Origin of the sequence: Micromonospora sp. NPDC005291 (assembly GCF_040607415.1) — a bacterium.
Classification (GTDB): domain Bacteria; phylum Actinomycetota; class Actinomycetes; order Mycobacteriales; family Micromonosporaceae; genus Micromonospora.
In genome coordinates, this window is sequence record NZ_JBEXGR010000001.1 from 342335 (window position 1) to 360504 (window position 18170).

General features: G+C 71.9%; 23 protein-coding genes. 11 read left to right on the top strand and 12 right to left on the bottom strand.

The window, feature by feature from the left end; all coding sequences use genetic code 11:
- Positions 1–44 precede the first annotated feature (44 nt).
- Positions 45–710, top strand: coding sequence for a TrkA family potassium uptake protein (locus ABZT18_RS01490; RefSeq protein WP_354993324.1), 666 nt, complete (start codon positions 45–47; stop codon positions 708–710).
- Positions 711–713: 3 nt separating this feature from the next.
- Positions 714–1403: a TrkA family potassium uptake protein gene (locus tag ABZT18_RS01495; RefSeq protein ID WP_354993323.1), complete on the top strand. Its 690-nt coding sequence runs from the start codon at positions 714–716 to the stop codon at positions 1401–1403.
- A gap of 34 nt (positions 1404–1437) precedes the next feature.
- On the opposite strand, the gene ABZT18_RS01500 is transcribed toward ABZT18_RS01495, so the two are convergent.
- From ABZT18_RS01500 to dut, 4 genes are all read right to left on the bottom strand, one after another.
- Positions 1438–2121 carry a DUF3159 domain-containing protein gene (locus ABZT18_RS01500; protein ID WP_354993322.1) on the bottom strand — a complete coding sequence of 228 codons (684 nt, stop codon included), beginning with the start codon at positions 2119–2121 and terminating at the stop codon, positions 1438–1440.
- A gap of 25 nt (positions 2122–2146) precedes the next feature.
- Positions 2147–2527, bottom strand: coding sequence for an OB-fold nucleic acid binding domain-containing protein (locus ABZT18_RS01505; RefSeq protein WP_354993321.1), 381 nt, complete (start codon positions 2525–2527; stop codon positions 2147–2149).
- Between the two features lie 123 nt (positions 2528–2650).
- Positions 2651–3313, bottom strand: coding sequence for a DUF3710 domain-containing protein (locus tag ABZT18_RS01510; protein ID WP_354993320.1), 663 nt, complete (start codon positions 3311–3313; stop codon positions 2651–2653).
- 25 nt (positions 3314–3338) lie between these two features.
- Positions 3339–3875 carry a dUTP diphosphatase gene (dut, locus tag ABZT18_RS01515; RefSeq protein WP_354993319.1) on the bottom strand — a complete coding sequence of 179 codons (537 nt, stop codon included), beginning with the start codon at positions 3873–3875 and terminating at the stop codon, positions 3339–3341.
- Between the two features lie 90 nt (positions 3876–3965).
- Here dut and ABZT18_RS01520 point away from each other — a divergent pair, with 90 nt between their 5' ends.
- Complete coding sequence (locus ABZT18_RS01520) at positions 3966–4496, top strand: DUF3093 domain-containing protein (protein ID WP_354993597.1); 531 nt, start codon at positions 3966–3968, stop codon at positions 4494–4496.
- A 22-nt stretch (positions 4497–4518) separates the two neighbouring features.
- On the opposite strand, the gene ABZT18_RS01525 is transcribed toward ABZT18_RS01520, so the two are convergent.
- Both ABZT18_RS01525 and ABZT18_RS01530 read right to left on the bottom strand, forming a co-directional pair.
- A complete protein-coding gene (locus tag ABZT18_RS01525) occupies positions 4519–5316 on the bottom strand; it encodes a hypothetical protein (protein WP_354993318.1) in 798 nt (265 codons plus the stop codon).
- 120 nt (positions 5317–5436) lie between these two features.
- A complete protein-coding gene (locus ABZT18_RS01530) occupies positions 5437–5733 on the bottom strand; it encodes a DUF4193 domain-containing protein (RefSeq protein WP_007075406.1) in 297 nt (98 codons plus the stop codon).
- A gap of 433 nt (positions 5734–6166) precedes the next feature.
- Here ABZT18_RS01530 and ABZT18_RS01535 point away from each other — a divergent pair, with 433 nt between their 5' ends.
- Positions 6167–6685 carry a LytR C-terminal domain-containing protein gene (locus ABZT18_RS01535; RefSeq protein ID WP_354993596.1) on the top strand — a complete coding sequence of 173 codons (519 nt, stop codon included), beginning with the start codon at positions 6167–6169 and terminating at the stop codon, positions 6683–6685.
- A gap of 37 nt (positions 6686–6722) precedes the next feature.
- Here the strand turns inward: ABZT18_RS01535 and ABZT18_RS01540 are convergent, their stop codons facing one another.
- Positions 6723–7544: an inositol monophosphatase family protein gene (locus ABZT18_RS01540; protein ID WP_354993317.1), complete on the bottom strand. Its 822-nt coding sequence runs from the start codon at positions 7542–7544 to the stop codon at positions 6723–6725.
- Between the two features lie 288 nt (positions 7545–7832).
- Here ABZT18_RS01540 and ABZT18_RS01545 point away from each other — a divergent pair, with 288 nt between their 5' ends.
- On the top strand, positions 7833–9416 hold the full coding sequence (locus ABZT18_RS01545; RefSeq protein WP_354993316.1) for an RNA polymerase sigma factor: 1584 nt from the start codon (positions 7833–7835) through the stop codon (positions 9414–9416).
- Between the two features lie 245 nt (positions 9417–9661).
- Positions 9662–9895 carry a hypothetical protein gene (locus tag ABZT18_RS01550; protein ID WP_354993315.1) on the top strand — a complete coding sequence of 78 codons (234 nt, stop codon included), beginning with the start codon at positions 9662–9664 and terminating at the stop codon, positions 9893–9895.
- Positions 9896–10098: 203 nt separating this feature from the next.
- On the opposite strand, the gene ABZT18_RS01555 is transcribed toward ABZT18_RS01550, so the two are convergent.
- The 3 genes from ABZT18_RS01555 to ABZT18_RS01565 form a co-directional block, all read right to left on the bottom strand.
- On the bottom strand, positions 10099–11832 hold the full coding sequence (locus ABZT18_RS01555) for a DEAD/DEAH box helicase (protein ID WP_354993314.1): 1734 nt from the start codon (positions 11830–11832) through the stop codon (positions 10099–10101).
- Positions 11833–12010: 178 nt separating this feature from the next.
- Positions 12011–12673 (bottom strand): trimeric intracellular cation channel family protein, encoded by a 663-nt coding sequence (locus ABZT18_RS01560; protein ID WP_354993313.1) that lies wholly within the window; start codon positions 12671–12673, stop codon positions 12011–12013.
- Positions 12674–12713: 40 nt separating this feature from the next.
- Positions 12714–12932: a DUF3039 domain-containing protein gene (locus ABZT18_RS01565; protein WP_088946800.1), complete on the bottom strand. Its 219-nt coding sequence runs from the start codon at positions 12930–12932 to the stop codon at positions 12714–12716.
- Positions 12933–13022: 90 nt separating this feature from the next.
- On the opposite strand from ABZT18_RS01565, the gene ABZT18_RS01570 reads away from it, so the two are divergent.
- Together ABZT18_RS01570 and ABZT18_RS01575 are read left to right on the top strand one after the other, a co-directional pair.
- Positions 13023–13958, top strand: a complete 936-nt coding sequence (locus ABZT18_RS01570) for a pseudouridine-5'-phosphate glycosidase (RefSeq protein WP_354993312.1) — start codon at positions 13023–13025, stop codon at positions 13956–13958.
- Positions 13955–14854: a PfkB family carbohydrate kinase gene (locus ABZT18_RS01575; RefSeq protein ID WP_354993311.1), complete on the top strand. Its 900-nt coding sequence runs from the start codon at positions 13955–13957 to the stop codon at positions 14852–14854. Before ABZT18_RS01570 ends, ABZT18_RS01575 begins: the two co-directional genes overlap by 4 nt.
- Before the next feature lie 27 nt (positions 14855–14881).
- Here the strand turns inward: ABZT18_RS01575 and ABZT18_RS01580 are convergent, their stop codons facing one another.
- The gene (locus ABZT18_RS01580; RefSeq protein ID WP_354993310.1) at positions 14882–15241 is read right to left on the bottom strand and encodes a DUF3099 domain-containing protein; all 360 of its coding nucleotides are present in this window, start codon (positions 15239–15241) and stop codon (positions 14882–14884) included.
- Between the two features lie 103 nt (positions 15242–15344).
- Between ABZT18_RS01580 and ABZT18_RS01585 the strand changes: the two genes are divergently transcribed.
- Together ABZT18_RS01585 and ABZT18_RS01590 are read left to right on the top strand one after the other, a co-directional pair.
- On the top strand, positions 15345–15632 hold the full coding sequence (locus tag ABZT18_RS01585; RefSeq protein WP_088946797.1) for a hypothetical protein: 288 nt from the start codon (positions 15345–15347) through the stop codon (positions 15630–15632).
- Between the two features lie 13 nt (positions 15633–15645).
- A complete protein-coding gene (locus ABZT18_RS01590) occupies positions 15646–15957 on the top strand; it encodes a hypothetical protein (protein WP_074318058.1) in 312 nt (103 codons plus the stop codon).
- A gap of 9 nt (positions 15958–15966) precedes the next feature.
- Here ABZT18_RS01590 and ABZT18_RS01595 read toward each other — a convergent pair whose 3' ends face one another.
- Positions 15967–16557, bottom strand: a complete 591-nt coding sequence (locus tag ABZT18_RS01595; RefSeq protein WP_354993595.1) for an HhH-GPD-type base excision DNA repair protein — start codon at positions 16555–16557, stop codon at positions 15967–15969.
- Between the two features lie 95 nt (positions 16558–16652).
- Between ABZT18_RS01595 and ABZT18_RS01600 the strand changes: the two genes are divergently transcribed.
- Positions 16653–18137, top strand: coding sequence for a methyltransferase (locus ABZT18_RS01600; protein WP_354993309.1), 1485 nt, complete (start codon positions 16653–16655; stop codon positions 18135–18137).
- Positions 18138–18170: the final 33 nt, after the last annotated feature.

Genomic DNA, 18170 nt, shown 5'->3' on the forward strand with positions numbered 1-18170 from the left:
AGGCCACCGGCAACCGGTGCGGTACGCACCTTGGGAGGGACAGCGTGCACGTCGTGATCATGGGATGTGGCCGGGTCGGGTCGACCCTCGCCCACAGCCTGGAGTCCCGGGGGCACTCGGTGGCGGTGATCGACCAGGACGCCGACGCCTTCCGCCGGCTCGGCCCCGACTTCGCGGGGATCACGGTTACCGGGGCTGGCTTCGACGGCGAGGTGCTGCGACAGGCCGGCATCGAGCGCGCGGACGCCTTCGCGGCGGTGTCGAGCGGCGACAACTCCAACATCATCTCGGCCCGGCTGGCCCGCGAGACGTTCGGCGTGTCCCGGGTCGCTGCCCGCATCTACGACCAGCGCCGGGCGCAGGTCTACGAGCGGCTGGGCATCCCCACCGTGGCGACCGTGCGCTGGACGGCCGACCGGATGCTGCGGCACCTGGTGCCGGAGGGCAACGTGGAGATCTTCCGCGACCCCACGAGCACGGTGTCGATCGTCGAGGTCCCGGTGCACAAGGACTGGATCGGCCGGTCGGTGCGAACGCTGGAGGAGGCGACCGGGGCACGGGTGGCCTACCTGATCCGCTTCGGCATCGGCACGCTGCCCACCGGCTCCACCGTCGTGCAGGAGGGTGACCAGGTGTTCATGCTGGTCAGCGATGACATCGTGGCGACGGTCACGTCGGTGGCGGCGACGCCGCCGGAAGGGGGGCACTGAGCCATGCGGGTCGCCATCGCGGGCGCGGGCAACGTGGGCCGCTCGATCGCCCAGGAGCTGATCGACAACGGCCACCAGGTGATGCTGATCGAGCGCCAACCCAAGATGCTCCGCCCGGAGCGGGTGCCGGCCGCCGATTGGGTACTGGCCGACGCCTGCGAGCTGGCCAGCCTGGAGGAGGCCAACATCGCGGGCTGCGACGTGGTGGTCGCGGCCACCGGCGACGACAAGGCCAACCTGGTGGTGTCGTTGCTCGCCAAGACCGAGTTCGCGGTGCCCCGCGTGGTCGCCCGGGTCAACCGGGCCGAGAACGAGTGGTTGTTCACCGAGCAGTGGGGCGTGGACGTCGCGGTGAGCAAGCCGCGGGTGATGGCCGCGCTGGTCGAGGAGGCGGTCACCGTCGGCGACCTGGTGCGGCTGATGACCTTCCGGCAGGGCGAGGCGAACCTGGTCGAGATCACCCTGCCGCCGACCGCGCCCTACGTCGGTCAGCCGATCCACGCCGTGCCGCTGCCTCGCGACGCCGCGCTGGTGGCGATCCTGCGCGGCAAGCGGGTCCTGGTGCCCAGCCCGGACGACCCGATCGAGGCCGGCGACGAGCTGATCTTCGTCTGCACCGCTGAGGTGGAGGACGAGGTCCGCGCGGTGATCCTCGGGCCGGACAGCGTCGAACGGACCCGCAGCTCACGCTGAGCCGCCGGAAACGCGCCGGGTGGCCCAGCCCCGCTCAGGCGCCGGGCAGCGGGGTCGGCTGCGACTCCCGGGTGACCCGGCGCACCGTCCAGACCGTGATCAGCAGCAGCAGCGCGTACGGGGGGTAGCCCAGAGCCAGCCGGGCCACGCCCAGCGCGGTGTCCTGGTGGGCCAGGTAGAGCCCGGCCTGCACGCCCACCTTGGCCAGCCAGACCACGCCCCAGAGCACGGTCAGCTGGGTGAAGGTGCGCACCAGCTTCGGGTCGTCCCGCCACTCCGAGCGGCCCTTGGCGACGAGCACCGACCAGATCCAGCCCACGAGGGGCTGCCGGATGGCCGCCGAGATCAGCAGGGCGATGCCGTAGCCGATGCCGTAGAGGATGCCGGGGAGGTAGAAATCTCGTTCGTCGCCGGTGCGCCAGGCGATGGCCGCACCGAAGCCGACGCCGAACAGCCCGTTGACGGCGTGCCGGATCGGCCGGCGCTGGGCCAGCCGCAGCCCGGCGATCAACAGCGCGACGGAAATCGAGGCGATCACCGCCGGCCGCAGGTCGCCGATGACGTTGGCGATGACGAAGACCACGACCGGGATGCTGGACTCGACCAGCCCTCGCCAGCCACCGAGCTGGTCGGCCATCTGCTCGGCGATCGTCGGCAGCCGCTCCTCGTCCTGAGGGCCGGTCTCCGGCTGTGCCGCCCGGTGCTGTCCCGTCGTCATCGCCGGCCTTCCGTCCGCAGAGCCGTCACTTCGGCAGGTCCAGCTCGTAGTAAGGGTTGTAGATGACCTTGCGGTCGTCGCGCACCGCCACCCGGCCACGGGCGGTCAGGTGCCGGCCCGGCTCGATCCCGGCGATGTGCCGTCGACCCAACCAGACCAGGGTGACCACGTCGGTGCCGTCGTACAGGTCGGCCTCGAGGGTGGGCAGGTTGGTACGCGGCGTGTAGACCACCGTGCGCAGTCGACCAGCGACCGAGACCAGTTGGCCCCGGGAGCACTGCTGGGCCGGGATGCCGCCGCACTGGGCGCTCTCCCGACGCAGTTCCTGTGCGTCGATCTCGGCCTCGCTGGCGGTGAACCGTTGCAGGATGCGCCGCAGCGACACCCGGCTCTCGTCGGTCATCATGACCTCCGCGTCACCCTCTCCACGCTTGCCGACCCTGGCCGACCCCGGCGACCCCGGCGACGCCGGAACCGTGCCGCCAGCGTACGCCGACGGGGCTGGTTCCGGCGGGCCGGTGCGCGTGGGTCAGACCTGGCGCGGCTCGGCGGCGGCGTCGCCCGCCTCGGCGTCGGTCTGGTCCGCGATTTCCCGGGGCAGCTGCAGCGGCAGCGGCTCGCGGACCGGCTTGGCCTCCTGGCCACGATCGACCACCAGGCCGTCCAGGCACTCCGCCAGCGGGCCGGCCGCGGCCGAGTCGATGGCGACCGGGCCCTGGAACACGCCGCGAACCATCCAGCGCGGCCCGTCGATGCCGACGAACCGCAGGTTCGTCGGGCCGTCCGGCGTGCGCACCTGGGCGTGCAGCTCCGGGCCGTACTCGCCCTCGACCTCCTGCGCGCTCGCGCCATCGCGAAGCAGCGACTCGCGGATCTCCTCGCGCACCTCGCCCCAGATCCCCTCGGACCGGGGGGCGGCGAAGACACCAAGCTGGAGCGCGTTGTCCCCGTGCACCAGCACCACCTGCTGGATCACGCCCTGCGGGTCAGCCTGCACCCGCACCTCCACGTCGGCGATCGCCGGGATGTGCAGGCTGCCCAGGTCGAGTCGCTGCACGTCGTCGTAGCTCTCGGAGATGTCGTACGGGCCGCGCACCAGCGCCGGCGCCGCATCGCCCTGGTCGGGGACCTCGGTGGCCCGCTCGTCACGGGTGTGCCGCTCGGCATCGGCCCGCTTTCGGGAGAAGATCACTGCGCCCACCCTCCGCTGTTCACACTCACCCTGCCACCTCTTCCGTCTGCCCGCGGCCCGGCTCATCTGGCCGCTGCTCGACCCGGTCCTGGCCCGCCGGCGACGGCACCAGCCCGGCGTGCCCACCGGTGGACCCGTGCCCACCGGTCCCGCGCCGGGACGCGGGCAGCTCGACCACCGGCTCGAACCGCGCCCGTGCGACCTGCTGGACCACGAGCTGCGCGATCCGGTCGCCGCGGGAGATCTTCGCCGGCACATCCCGATCATGGTTGATCAGGTTGACCAGGATCTCACCCCGGTAGCCGGCGTCGACCGTACCGGGCGCGTTGAGCACCGTCACGCCGAGCCTGGCCGCCAGACCGGAGCGGGGGTGGACCAGGCCCACGTACCCCTCCGGCAGGGCGATGGCCACGCCGGTGGGCACCAGGGCGCGGCCACCTGGTGGCAGCTCCACGTCCGCGGCCGCCACCAGGTCGGCCCCGGCGTCGCCGGGATGCGCGTACGTGGGCAGCGGCAGCTCGGAGTCGAGCAGTTGTACGGGCACGGGTACGTCGTCGGTCACGGGTCCCCTCTTCTGTCCGGTTCTCGGGGTGACCCTGCCATCCTGCCGGTTCGCCGAGCCGCCGTGCGCCGTACCCTCGCAGGAGTGAGCATGTCGCCCTCCCCGTCGGCCGATGAGCCGCCGGTTGCCGCCCGCACGACGTACGCCGAACGGCTGGATCTGCCCTGGTGGCTGTGGCTGGTCGGGCTGCTGGCCGCGGGGCTGCTGGCCGTCGAGATCTGGATGGGCGCCTCCGGCGTCCGCACCTGGCTGCCGTTCGCCGTGCTGCTGCCGCTCACCGCGGCCGGCATGTGGTGGCTGGGCCGGATCCGGGTCGGGGTCGCCGACTCCGAGCTGCGGGTGGACGACGCCCGCCTGCCGGTGCGCTTCGTGGCCGACGTGGTGCCGCTGGACGTGGCCGGTCGCCGTGAGGTGCTCGGGGTTGGCGCGGACCCGCTCGCCTTCGTGGTACAGCGACCGTGGATCAGCGGCGCCGTGCAGGTGGTGCTCGACGATCCGGCGGATCCGACCCCGTTCTGGGTGGTGAGCACGCGGCACCCGGTCGAGCTGGCCGACGCGGTGCTGACCGCGCGGGACGCCATCCGCCCGCGTGTCGACCGGCCGGCCGGCGAGACGGCCTGACAACCACGCCGTACGCGGCCCGTCAGGTGCCGGTCGGCGGGCCCGGCAGGGCCTGCGGCGGCGCGGGCCGGGCGATGCCATGCCTGCGCAGGTCCACCTGAAGCTGGTCGGCCATCTGCTGGGTGGCCCGGCGGTTGAGGAAGCCGGCCACCGCCGCGCCGGTCAGGAACGGGCCGAGCGTGGTGAGGTTGCGACCGAAACGCCGCAGCAGCATGTCCCGCAGCTCCTTGCGGGCGGCGGTGCCGAGCACCGCGCCCACTCCCACGCCGGGCACCATCGGGTTGACCCCGCGCTGGGTGGCCCAGGAGTGCACCAGGGCGACCGCCCGTTGGCTGCCCGCGCCCGGCAGCGCCACACCGTGGACCTCGTGCAGCTCACCGACCAGTTTCAGCTCCACGGCCACCACGGCGACGGTCTCGGCGGCGAGCAGCACCGGCGCGGAGAGCAGGGCCGGGGCAACCGCCCACTCGACGGCGGCGACTCCTCCGCCGGCCGCGCCGATCGCGGCGGTGGTCCGGGACGCGTTGCGGATGAGCCTGTCGGCCAGGGCGGCGTCGTCCAGGCCGGGAAAGTGCTGGCGCAGAGTGTCCAGGTCCCGCACAGGTACGTGCGGAGCGACGTCGGCGACCGCGTCGACCATCCAGCGCACGGCGGAACGGGGCTTGAACAGGTCGGAGATGCCCCGGGCACGGGCCTGCCCGACCATGCGGGTCAGCAGTTGACGGCGTCGGGCCGGCTCGATGTCGTCCGCGGTCAACGCCGCGACGGTGGCGCCGAGGTCGTCCGCGTCGCCATCGGTGGTGCCGCCTCGATCGCTCATGGGTCGGACCTCCCGGTGCTGTGGCTACCCGCTACGAGTCAAGCAGGTACCCACCACGGCCGCATGCCTACACCGGCGGCGGCGGCCCCGTTCAGGAGGCCGCCGCCGGTGTCGTGGATGTCAGACGCACTCGCGACAGATCAGCTCGCCATTACGCTCGACCGCCAGCTGGCTACGGTGGTGGACCAGGAAGCAGCGGGCGCATCGGAACTCGTCCTGCTGCATCGGAAGCACCTTGACCGTGAGCTCCTCGTCGGCCAGATCGGCACCGGGCAGCTCAAAGCTCTCGGCCACCTCGGCCTCGTCGACGTCCACCGCGCCCGACTGTGAGTCGACGCGCCGGGCCTTGAGCTCTTCCAGGCTGTCCTCGCCGAGGTCGACCTCGTCGCGACGCGGGGCGTCGTAGTCGGTGGCCATCGGTTTTCACTCTCCCATATCGATGTTGTCGCTTCCGGTTGTAACGCCGGACGACGCTGTTTCGGTTCCGTTGGCCGGCCACCACTTGTGTCGGGCACCCGACCCGAGGACCGAACGGGTCGAGCTCGCTGGGGCGACTCCCCTGCGAGCGCGGAACCTTACCCCCCCTTGGGCGAGGCATGTATACCGCCCTTGCGGCTGAGATGTACGCCCCCGCACGCGAAGTTGTTCCCAATGTGATTCAGGCGACACGAAGATAGGGGTAGTAGTACCCGGTTCGCGGTCGGCGCGCCGGCATGTCGGGCTGTTTCCACGCGACGGCCGGACAACCGTTAACCTCAGCGGCGTATTCGACGGCCGACGGCCAGTCCGATCGTTGTCGGCCGCCACCATCCACCTGAGGTCCCGGGAGTGCCAGATGAGTTTTGCGCGAGTGCGAGCACTCGTCGTCGTCGGCCTGCTGGGGGTGCTGGCCCTGGCATTCGTGGTCACCGCGATCGTTCGGGACAGTCAGGGGAAGGCAGGCACGGCCGCGGGCTGCCCGGACGGCTGGCCGCTGGCCGACCTCAACCTGCGCGAGCGCAAGGACGTGAAGATCAACGTGCTCAACGGCACGGACGACCAGCCGGGCCTCGCCCGCACCGTCGCCGACGAGTTCAGCAACCGGCAGTTCCAGGTCAAGAAAATTGCGAACGAGAAAAAGCAGGTCGACGGCGTCGCGGTGCTGCGGTACGGCCCGAAGGGCGTCGGTTCCGCTCACCTGCTGCAGGCGTACTTCCTCAACAACGCCGTGCCGGGCTATGACGAGAAACGCACCGACGACACCGTGGACGTGGTGCTGGGCAACGGCTTCCAGCAGCTCGCCACCACGACCGAGGTCAACCAGTCCCTCGGTGACTCGGGCGCGCCACAGGCGCCCAAGGGCTCCTGCCCGTCCCCTGCCGCCAGGTGACGGCGTAACCAACCTGCCTCGCCGCCGGATCGGCCGCTCAGGGACCGCCGGCGGCGTCCAGCTCGGCAAGCCGGTCGTGCAGCGGCGCGAACAGCGCGGGCGGGGCCGCGACCACCAGGTCCGGCCCCGGCGGCCGACCGGCCAGGCCGGCGACTCGGACACCCGCCTCGGCGGCCACCAGTCCGCCGGCCGCCAGGTCCCAGGCCGCGAGGCCCTTCTCGAAGTACGCGTCGAGCCGCCCCTCCGCGACGAGGCAGAGGTCCAGCGCGGCGGCGCCGAGCCGGCGGATGTCCCGGACGTGTGCGATCAGCCCGGCCACCACCTGGGCCTGGTGCGCGCGGCGGCCGGCGTCGTAGCCGAAACCGGTGCCGACCAGCGCCTGCCCCAGGTCGGCCTCGCCGGAGCAGCGCAGCCGGACACCGTCGCGCCAGGCCCCGCCGCCGGCCGTCGCCGTCCACTCCTCGCCGGTGCTCACATTGCGCACCACACCGGCGACCACCACCCCGTCCACCTCGGCGGCCAGCGACACCGCGCTGTACGGCAGCCCGTAGAGGTAGTTGACGGTGCCGTCGATCGGGTCGACGATCCAGCGCACGCGGCCCGGCGTGACCGGCCCGGCGTCCCTCGTGCCGTACTCCTCGCCGAGCACCGCGTCGTCCGGCCGCAACCGCTGCAGCGCGTCGAGCACCTGCCGCTCGACCGCCCGGTCCGCCGCGGTGACCACGTCGGTAACCGTGCTCTTGGTCGCCGCCACGGAGACACCCTCGACCCGCATCCGGTACGCGGTGGCGGCCGCATCCCGCGTAATGTCGAGACCGATCGCCAAAAGTTCCCGTGGTGACGGCGCTGAACGGTCCATCCCAACGTCCCCTTCCCGCACGACCGGGGTGTTCCGGGTCACGCGCGAGTATCATCCTTACAAAGTCCACATCAGCGCCGAATCGGCGGTCCCACCGCCGTTACCCAGTGCGGCGCAGGATGATCGCCACCGACGGCGTTACAATTCACCCCTACCCACGCGCCACGGACCGCCGACCACCGGCCGGTCCGCGACACGGGGGCCCTCAACCACATCGCCCGGCCCGGTTGACCCACACTGTGCCGGACGACCCGGCCGTGCCCGCTCTTCGCCTCCGGAAGGTCATTCGTGACAGAACCCCGCCAGATCGGCGCCGACGTTCGCTCGCTCACCGACACCCTGATCGCCCACGCGCAGAGCGCCGGTGGCCAGCTCACGTCGGCCCAGCTCGCGCGCACCGTCGAGTCCGCCGAGGTGACTCCGGCCCAGGCCAAGAAGATTCTGCGGGCGCTCTCCGAGGCGGGAGTGACCGTCGTGGTGGACGGCTCGGCGAGCACCCGCCGCCCCCGCGTCGCCGCGGCCCGCTCGACCACGCCGGCGTCCCGGGCCACCACCGCCAAGACCACCAAGAAGGCCGCCGCGCCGGCCCCGAAGCAGGCGCCCGCCGGTGACGATGCGCCGACGCCGGCCCCGCGCAAGGTGGCCGCACGCAAGGCCACGGGCACCTCCGCCGAGGCCAAGCCGACCCGGGCCACCAAGGCGACGGTGGCCGCGGCCGCCGGCGCCAAGCCGACCAAGGCCGGCGGCAAGGCGAAGGGCGAGGGCGCCGAGGGCGAGATCGACCCGGAGGAGCTTGCGGCCACGATCGAGGACGTGGTGGTCGAGGAGCCGGCCGAGCTGGCCCAGGCCGCCGAGACCGACGCCGCAGCCTCGGCCACCGACAACGACTTCGAGTGGGACGACGAGGAGTCCGAGGCCCTCAAGCAGGCCCGGCGGGACGCCGAGCTGACCGCCTCCGCCGACTCGGTCCGTGCGTACCTGAAGCAGATCGGCAAGGTTCCGCTGCTCAACGCCGAGCAGGAGGTGGAGCTGGCCAAGCGGATCGAGGCCGGGCTCTACGCCGCCGAGCAGCTGCGCGCGGCCGACGAGGGCGAGGAGAAGCTCGTCCGGGAGATGGTCCGTGACCTGGGCTGGATCTCCCGCGACGGCGAGCGGGCCAAGAACCACCTCCTGGAGGCGAACCTCCGACTGGTGGTGTCGCTGGCCAAGAGGTACACGGGGCGCGGCATGGCCTTCCTCGACCTGATCCAGGAGGGCAACCTCGGCCTGATCCGCGCGGTGGAGAAGTTCGACTACACCAAGGGCTACAAGTTCTCCACGTACGCCACCTGGTGGATCCGGCAGGCGATCACCCGCGCGATGGCCGACCAGGCCCGCACCATCCGCATCCCGGTGCACATGGTCGAGGTCATCAACAAGCTCGGCCGCATACAGCGCGAGCTGCTCCAGGACCTGGGCCGCGAGCCCACGCCGGAGGAGCTGGCCAAGGAGATGGACATCACACCGGAGAAGGTGCTGGAGATCCAGCAGTACGCCCGGGAGCCCATTTCTCTGGACCAGACCATCGGCGACGAGGGCGACAGCCAGCTCGGTGACTTCATCGAGGATTCCGAAGCCGTGGTCGCGGTCGACGCGGTCTCGTTCTCGCTCCTGCAGGACCAGCTCCAGCAGGTGCTACAGACGCTCTCCGAGCGTGAGGCGGGTGTGGTACGCCTGCGCTTCGGCCTGACCGACGGTCAGCCGCGGACGCTGGACGAGATCGGCCAGGTCTACGGGGTGACCCGGGAGCGGATCCGGCAGATCGAGTCCAAGACGATGTCCAAGCTGCGTCACCCTTCCCGGTCGCAGGTCCTCCGGGATTACCTGGACTGAGCGGGTTTCGTCAACCGAACGTGTCGTTTTGACCACCTGGTGTGCAACACCAGATGGTGATCGTCCGGATGCACGAATGTGATCGTTGACGTGGCACCCTGGGTGCACGGCACACTGTCCCTGCCATGTGTGACCTCGGTCCCCCGCGGGCACACAGGGAAGGCAGTGCCTAGCAAGGGTGTTGCACCATAGGTGAGCAACGACCGAAGAGATTGTTCATCGGTGACGACCAGAGGAGGAAGGCGATGAACTCGACCCTCACGCCGCCGCCCGAGACGGTGGCGCCCCCAGCCGCCGATGAACGGTGCGACCGCTGCAATGCTGCCGGGAAGCTCCGGATCACCCTGGTGGGTGGGAGCGAGCTGGTGTTCTGCGGGCACCACGCGAACAAGTACGCGGAGGATCTCGTGAAGATCACCGAGCGGTTCGTGACGGAGCCCGATTTCAGTTGGCGTGGCGCCGATCTGATGGCGAACTAAATCCGCAAACCGACATAGCCGGCCGGAGGCACCCCAAGGGTGTCTCCGGTCGGCTTTTTCTCTACCCCCCCGCGCCCCGCGCCCCGCGCCCATGATCGTGCTCGATCCAGGATGTAGTGGCCTGGAATCGGCCAGGAGGCCACTACATCCTGGTTGTGGCGTGATCATGGAGTGACGCGGCCAGCCGAGACCGGTGGGCGGCGTCAGAGGGTCTGCACGGTGGCGATGCGTTCCTCAAGCTGCTCGATGGTGGCCTGGGCGCTCGGAGGGCCGCCACAGAGTCGGCGCAACTCGGCATGAATCTTGCCGTGTGGCTGATTGGTCCGGTGGTGCCGGGCGGCCACCAGAGCGTTCAGTTGGCGCCGGAGCGCCACACGACGCTGGGCGGCGCTCATGGGTGCAGGCGGCGCCGCAATGGCCGCAGCGGCCGGCTGAGCGGCCCGCTCGGCGGTGCGGCGGCGCTGGGCGGCGATCTGATCGGCCTGCCGCTTGGTCAGCAGCAGGGAAACCTGGTCGGCGGTGAGCAGGCCGGGCAGGCCGAGGTACTCCTCTTCCTCGGGAGTGCCGGCCTGAGCCCCGGTGCCGAACGACGCCCCGTCGAAGATCACCTGATCCAGCTCGGCGGTGGCCGAGAGCGCGGCGAACCGCTTCTCCAACTCCCCGCTGGCCTGGTCGTCGCGCTGCGCCCGTTCCAGCAGGTCGTCGTCCAGACCGTCGGATTCCTTGGGTTTGCCGAGCACGTGGTCCCGCTCGTTCTCCATCTCGCTGGCCAGCCCGAGCAGGTGCGGCACGCTGGGCAGGAAGACCGACGCGGTCTCCCCAGGCCGGCGGGCCCGGACGAACCGGCCGATCGCCTGGGCGAAGTAGAGCGGCGTGCTGGCGCTGGTGGCGTAGACCCCGACCGCGAGTCGCGGGATGTCGACCCCCTCGGACACCATCCGCACCGCGACGAGCCACCGCTGGTCGGACGCCCCGAACGTCGCGATCCGGGCGGACGCGCCCAGGTCGTCGGAGAGCACCACCGTGGCCTTCTCGCCGCTCACCTGCTCGATCAGCTTGGCGTACGAGCGGGCGGTCTGCTGGTCGGTGGCGATGATCAAACCACCGGCGTCGGCCATACCCGCGTTCCGCAGCACGGTGAGTCGGGCGTCGGCGGCCCGCAACACCTGCGGCATCCAGTCTCCGGCCGGGTCCAGGGCGGTACGCCACGCCTGCGCCACCAGGTCCTGGGTCATCGGTTCGCCGAGGCGGGCGGCCAGCTCCTCCCCCGCGTTGGTCCGCCAGCGAGTCTCCCCGGAGTACGCCAGGAAGATCACCGGCCGGACCACCCCGTCGCGCAGCGCGTCGGAGTAGCCGTACACCGAGTCGGCGCGGGAGCGCAGCAGCCCGTCTCCGCCCCGCTCGTAGCTGACGAACGGGATCGGGTTGTCGTCGGAGCGGAACGGCGTCCCGGTGAGCATCAGCCGGCGTACGGCGGGCTCGAAGGCGGCCTTGACCCCGTCACCCCAGGACCGGGAGTCGCCGGCGTGGTGGATCTCGTCGAGGATGACCAGGGTCCGTCGCGTCATGGTGCGCCGCCGGTGCACCTGCGGGGCCATCCCCACCTGGGCGTAGGTGACCACCGCACCGTGGAAGTCGGCAGCGGAGTGCACGTCGGCGTTGCGGAACGCGGAGTCGAGCTGGACGCCCACCCGAGCCGCGGCGTCCGCCCACTGGTTCTTCAGATGCTCGGTCGGTGCGACCACGGTGACCGCCTCGACCGTGCCGTCACCGAGCAGTTCGGCGGCGATCCGCAGGGCGAAGGTGGTCTTGCCTGCGCCTGGCGTGGCGACCGCGGTGAAGTCCTCGGTGCGGCGGCGCAGGTACTCCACCAGCGCCTTGCGCTGCCAGGCGCGTAGCGCCGGGAACGTCTCGAGAACCGGCGTCCGGGCTGCCACGCGAAGCTCCTCTCCGACCGCACGACGGCGGATCCGGGGCGAGGGCCACGAAACCGCCGCCCATGAAAACGCCTCCGCGCAGAAGCTGCCGCGAAGGCCGACTCAGCATAACCAGCGCGGGTCCCACGGCCCAGGCGACGCCACGCTGGTCACATCCACCACCGGAACCTGCGCGGACTCACCACTCCCGGTCGGTGCGCGGATCCGCCCCACCGGTACGCGGCGGGCGCAGCGTCGCCACCGGGGCGGACCAGCGCCGACGCAGCGCGATCAGGCGCAGCCCGAAGACCAGAACGGCGGCGGCGGTGAGCGGCGCGGGCCCGGTCTGCCCGGTGGCGTACAGCAGCGCCACCATGACCGATCCGGCCAGCGCGGCCAGCGCGTAGATCTCCCGGCGCAGCACGACAGGGATCTCGGCGGTGAGCAGATCTCGGCCGAGGCCGCCGCCGATCGCGGTGAGCATGCCGATCAGGCAGGCACCGACCGCCGGCACCCGGGCGTCGAGCGCCTTGAGCGTGCCGGTCACGGTGAACAGTGCCAGGCCGGCCGCGTCCAGCACCAGGACGGTGGTGCGCAGTCGGGCCAGTTGTGGGTGCAGCCAGAAGACGGCGAGCGCGGTGATCGCGGCGGTGGCCACGTACCGCCAGTCGGCGAAGGCCAGCGGCGGCACCTCGTCGATGACCAGGTCCCGGAAGATCCCACCACCGAGTGCGGCCACGAAGCCGACGAACGCGACGCCGAACAGGTCCAGCCGCTTGGCGACCGCCGCCGACGCCCCGGATGCGGCGAACACCGCAACCCCGGTCAGGTCGGCGAGGAGCAGGGCGGTGGAGGTGGTCACCGCCGCAGGCTATGTCGCCGGCCGGGACGCCGGCCGAGGATCACTCGCGATACGAGTCGTAGATCTCCTTGCACTTGGGGCAGACCGGCGAACCCGGCTTGGCAGCCTTGGTGACCGGAAAAGTCTCGCCGCAGAGCGCGACGACGTAGGTGCCCATGACGGCACTCTCGGCGATCTTCTCCTTGCGGACGTAGTGGAACATCTCAGGACCGGTGTCGGCGTCCTTCAGCTCCGGACGCTCGAGAACCTCTGTGCTCACGTCTGCACCTCCAACAGTCAAGTTTGGCAGGTCATCACAGCCGGGTCCACTTGAGGCCTGCCGGAGGCCGACCCCGTACCGTTGCCCAATGTGACTGAATTTCGCATTCGCTACGGCACTGAGGTGGCCGACGCCCTCCGCGACGGCCAGCCCGTCGTCGCCCTGGAGAGCACCATCGTCTCGCACGGCCTGCCCCGGCCGGACAACCTTAGGGTGGCCCGGGAGATTGAGCAGGCGGTCCGGGACGCCGGGGCCGTCCCGGCCACGATCGGCATGATCCGCGGTGAGCTGGTGGTCGGCCTGGACGACGGGCAGCTGACCCGGCTGGCCACCGTCGACGGCGTGGCCAAGCTCTCCGTCCGCGACCTGGCGGTGGCGGCTGCGGCAGGCGCGGACGGCGCCACCACCGTGGCCGCGACCAGCGCGGCGGCCGCCGCAGCCGGGATCGGGGTGTTCGCCACCGGCGGACTGGGCGGGGTGCACCGGGAGGCCGCGCACACCTTCGACGAGTCGGCTGACCTGATCACCCTGGCCCGGACCCCGATCGCGGTGGTCTGCGCCGGGGTCAAGTCGATCCTCGACGTCGGCGCGACGCTGGAGCGGCTGGAAACCCTCGGGGTCGCCGTGGTCGGCTACCGCACCCGCCGGTTCCCCGGCTTCTACCTCACCGACGGCGGCTTCGACCTGGACTGGTCGATGGACACGCCGGAGCAGGTCGCCGCCGTGCTGGCCGCCCGTGACCGGCAGGCAGTACACGCCGGTGGCCTGATCGTCGCCAACCCGTTGCCGGTCGACGAGCAGCTCGACCCGGAGCTGCACGACCGGACCCTCGCCGAGGGCCTGGCCCGGCTGGACCGGGACGGGGTGACCGGCAAGGCCGTGACGCCGTACCTGCTGGCGCACTTCCACTCGGCCACCGAGGGCGCGAGCCTGGCGGTGAACGTCCGGATCATCCTGCGCAACGCCGACCTGGCCGCGCGGATCGCGGTGGCCGCGGCCACCCGCTCCAGCGCCGTCGCGGCATGACCCAACCGGCCCGGGTGGTCGTCGTCGGGGACGTGATCACCGATGTGGTCGCCGTGCTGTCCGGGCCGCTCGCGCCCGGCTCGGACACTGCGGCCGAGATCAGCCTCGGTGGCGGCGGGCAGGCGGCCAACACCGCCGCCTGGGTCGCCGCGCAGGGGGTGGGCGTCACGCTCGTCGCCGCGGTCGGCGATGACGACTCGGGGCGGGACCGGATGGCCGAGCTTGAGCGGGCAGGCGTCGACTGCGCGGTCGACCTGGTCGAGGGCGTCCCGACCGGCACGGTGATCGTGCTGGCCACCGACGGCGAGCGCACGATGGTCAGCCAGCGGGGTGCGAACCTGCGGCTGAGCGCCGCGCACGTCGAGCGGGCCCTCGCGGCGGTGCCCGACGCTGGGCATCTGCACCTGTCCGCGTACACCCTGTTGGACGTCGGGTCGCGCGACGCGGGGCTGCGGGCGTTGGCCGCCGCCCGCGAGCGCGGGCTCACCACCAGCGTCGACGCGGCCTCCGCGGCGCCCCTGCGGCGGGTGGGCGCGGCGGCGTTCCTGGGTTGGGTACGCGACGTCGACCTGCTGCTGGTCAACGCGGACGAGGCCACGGTGCTGGCCGGCGGTCTGGACCCGGCGGCGCAGGGGCGGGCGCTGTCGGCGACCGCCCGGCGGGTGGTGGTCAAGGGCGGCGCGGCCGGCGCGGTCTGGGTGGACCGCACGGCCGCGGTCAGCGTGGCCCCGGCCCGGCGGGTGACTGTGGTGGACGTCACCGGTGCGGGCGATGCCTTCGCGGCCGGTCTGCTCACCGCCTGGCTCGCCGGTGCCACCCCGACGGCGGCGCTGAACCGCGCCACCGATCTGGGCGGGCTGGCCGTCTCCACGATCGGCGCACGGCCGCAGCCGTGACCTGTCGAACCCTGGCCCGCTCGCGGGTCAGGGTTCGGCGTCGATGACCTTGTGCGGGCGCTCGTCGGCGGTGAGGCTCATCGGCGGGGTGTCGTCCACTTGGCGCGGATGGAACCGGTTGGCCAGCCGGTGCTCCTCCTTGGGCGGCCGGTCGTTGGCCAGCAGCACGGCCAGCCACGGGATGAGCACCATGCCGAGGGCGCACAGCGGCAGCCAGAGCCAGAGCAGCGGTGCTTTCACGCCGACCAGGATCGCGCCGGCGATGATGCACACCACCCGGATGCCCATCATCAGGACATAGCGGCGCTGACGGCTGTTGAGCTGATCGTCCTGGCTGCGCGAGGCGTCGGTGATCAGAATCGGCTGGTACGCCTGATGCTTCACCATGGACCTCCTCAAGGGATTACGCCTCATCCTGTCACCGCACGGCCGTGATCAGCGAACTTCGAGTCATCCTGTTTCGTGTTACGTGCGTGGTACGCTCGCCGGCGTGGGCAGCAGGTTCAGCTTCACCGACGAGGCGTTGGCCAACCTGAGGGTCTACGACGTCACGCCCGGGGAAGTCTGGGAGGCGCTGCACAGCGCCCGACGGGTCATCCGCCATCTGGGCGACGACGTGATGGTGGTCTACGCCGCCGCCCGTCGGGGCCGCCGACTGGCGGTGCTGCTCGCCGAGGCCGATGGCACCGACAACGACTGGGACATCCTCTCCGCTCGCGAACTGAGTGACGCCGAGTCCAAGCGCTACGACGAGGCCGTGCGGAGATCTCGCCGATGAGGAGGCCGTGACGATGCACCGTAACGACGCGACCAAGCAGTTCCACAGCGGCGACGACCGGATCGCCGAACTGATCGATGAGAGCCCGGCGGTGGATCTCCCCACCCCCGACACCGACGTGCCGATGGTGAGCCGATCAGTCCGGCTGCCGCTGGAGACCTACGAGCGGGTGCGAGCCGCCGCCGACGCCCGGGGCATCGGGGTCACCACGCTGATGCGCCAGTGGATCGAGGCCGGCCTGGCCGACCTGGACGACTCCGCGACCGTCTCGCTCGCCGACGTCCGACGCGCGCTGGCCTCGCTGGCCCACCCCACCGCCGCCTGAGCGACCGGGTCAGCCGTCGGCGCTCTTCGCCTTGGCTGCCGCCTTCATCTGCTGCTTGTACTCGCGCACCCGGCGCAGCGAATCGGCATCGGTGACGTCGGCCACCGACCGGTACGCGCCCGGGTCGCCGTACCCGCCAGCCGCCTCCCGCCAGTCCTGCGGGGTCACCCCGAACCGCTTGCCTAACAGGGCCACGAAGATCTGCGCCTTCTGCCTGCCGAAGCCGGGCAGCTCGGAAACTCGGCGCAGCAGCTCCGGCCCGTCGGCGACATCGGACCAGAGCAGCGCCGCGTCACCGCCGTAGCGCGCCACCAGGACCTGGCAGACCTCCTGCACCCGGGTCGCCATCGCCTTCGGGAATCGGTGCAGCGCCGGTGGCTGGGCGAAGAGCGCGATCAGTGCGTCCAGGTCGTACCCGGCCAGCTCCGTCGCGTCCAGCTCATGGCCGAGCCGCTGCGCCAGCACGTACGGCGAGGAGAACGCCTTCTCCATCGGCACCTGCTGATCAAGAACCATGCCGAGGAGTCTGGCCAGCGGGCTGCGCTCCAGCAGCCGGTTGGCCTCCGGGTCGATGGGCAGCACAAGCGTCATGCGCCCCATCCTGCCTGGCGCACCGACCTGGGCGGACACCGACGCTCCGACGTCTTCGGGCGGGTGGTGCCGCCCCGGGACGCAACGGGGGGCAGGATGACGGCGTGGACGAACACGACATGCTGCTCTCCCCCACCGGCGTCGACGCGCTGCGGACCGCGCTGACCCGGAGCGGGTTCACCAGCAACGGCATCGCCGGGAGGCTGGGCGCGCAGGCCACGACCGCGGTCGCCCGCAACGACTACCGGGCCGCGCTGCGCGCCACCGAGGACGGCGACCCGCTCGGCACCCTGATCCGGGTGTTCATCTGCGACCAGACCGAGCCGGAGGCGGTGGTGGCCGCCGCGCTGGCGCCGCTGAGCATCGAGGAGGCGCTGGCCGGCGGGCTGGTCGAGCGGTACGGCGACGGCCTGCGCGCCGGCGTCGACCTGGAGCCGTACGGCGACGACTGGTGGGTGCTCGCCGACGTGCCGGCCAGCGCCCGGCCGGGCCGACCGTTGCACGCCGAGCACGTCCTCGGCATCGGCGGGGCCACCCAGACCCTGATCGGCGCGACCATGCGCCGACCGGTCGACACCGCGCTGGACCTGGGCACCGGCTCCGGCGTCCAGGCCCTGCACCTGGCCACCCACGCCGCCGCGGTGACCGCCACCGACCTCTCGGAGCGGGCACTGCGCTTCGCCGCGACCACCGCCGCCCTCAACGGCCAGGACTGGGAGCTGCTGCGCGGCGACATGGTCGCGCCGGTGGCCGGCCGGCGGTTCGACCTGGTGGTGAGCAACCCGCCGTTCGTGGTAGGCCCGGGCACCACCACGCACGTCTACCGCGACTCCGGCAGGGTCGGTGACGCGATCGGCGCCGAGCTGGCAGCCGCCGCGCCCGGCCTGCTCACCGAGGACGGCACCATGCAGTACCTGGCGAACTGGGTGCACGTCGCCGGTGAGCAGTGGGACGAGCGGGTGGCCGGCTGGTTCTCCGGGACCGGCCTGGACGCCTGGGTGATCCAGCGCGAGGTGGCCGACCCGATGGCGTACGTCAACCTGTGGCTCACCGACGTCGGCGAGACCGCCGACCCACAGCGGATGGCCGCCTGGCTGGACTGGTTCGACGCGCACAAGGTGGAGGGGATCGGCTTCGGCATCGTGTCGCTGCGCCGGAGTGGGCACGCCGACCCGGTGGTCCGGGTGGAGGATCTGCGCCAGCGGGTGCGGCCGCCGCTGGGCGACCAGGTCGCCGCCTGGTTCAACCGTCAGGACTTCCTTCGGGTACGCGACACCGAGGCGCTGCTCGCCGAGCGCTACCGGGCTGCCGAGGGCCTCCAGCTGCAGCAGGAGGCCACCATGGGTGACGAGGGCTGGGCGGTGGACCGGCAGGTCCTCGCGATGCCGCACGGCCTGCGCTGGACCGAGGAGATCGACCCGCTGGTGCTGGCGCTGGTCGGTGGCGCCGACGGTCGGCTGCCGCTACGCGATCAGCTCGCCCTACTCGCCGCGGCGCACGACGTCGAGCCCGACGAGATGGCAGAGGCCGCGGGCCCGATCGTGGCGCACCTGGTGGAGCGTGGCTTCATCGAGCCGGTGACCGCCTGATGCGCGCGGCAGGCGCGGCCGACATCACGATGG

Bases quoted from the DNA above. Each gene is read 5' to 3' on its own strand.
- ABZT18_RS01505 (WP_354993321.1), bottom strand. From the start codon at position 2,527: ATGATGACCGACGAGAGCCGGGTGTCGCTGCGGCGCATCCTGCAACGG.
- ABZT18_RS01540 (WP_354993317.1), bottom strand. From the start codon at position 7,544: ATGGACCGTTCAGCGCCGTCACCACGGGAACTTTTGGCGATCGGTCTC.
- ABZT18_RS01575 (WP_354993311.1), top strand. From the start codon at position 13,955: ATGACCCAACCGGCCCGGGTGGTCGTCGTCGGGGACGTGATCACCGAT.
- ABZT18_RS01590 (WP_074318058.1), top strand. From the start codon at position 15,646: ATGCACCGTAACGACGCGACCAAGCAGTTCCACAGCGGCGACGACCGG.
- ABZT18_RS01530 (WP_007075406.1), bottom strand. From the start codon at position 5,733: ATGGCCACCGACTACGACGCCCCGCGTCGCGACGAGGTCGACCTCGGC.
- ABZT18_RS01500 (WP_354993322.1), bottom strand. From the start codon at position 2,121: ATGACGACGGGACAGCACCGGGCGGCACAGCCGGAGACCGGCCCTCAG.
- ABZT18_RS01580 (WP_354993310.1), bottom strand. From the start codon at position 15,241: ATGGTGAAGCATCAGGCGTACCAGCCGATTCTGATCACCGACGCCTCG.
- ABZT18_RS01525 (WP_354993318.1), bottom strand. From the start codon at position 5,316: ATGAGCGATCGAGGCGGCACCACCGATGGCGACGCGGACGACCTCGGC.
- ABZT18_RS01495 (WP_354993323.1), top strand. From the start codon at position 714: ATGCGGGTCGCCATCGCGGGCGCGGGCAACGTGGGCCGCTCGATCGCC.
- ABZT18_RS01520 (WP_354993597.1), top strand. From the start codon at position 3,966: ATGTCGCCCTCCCCGTCGGCCGATGAGCCGCCGGTTGCCGCCCGCACG.
- ABZT18_RS01595 (WP_354993595.1), bottom strand. From the start codon at position 16,557: ATGGGGCGCATGACGCTTGTGCTGCCCATCGACCCGGAGGCCAACCGG.
- ABZT18_RS01550 (WP_354993315.1), top strand. From the start codon at position 9,662: ATGAACTCGACCCTCACGCCGCCGCCCGAGACGGTGGCGCCCCCAGCC.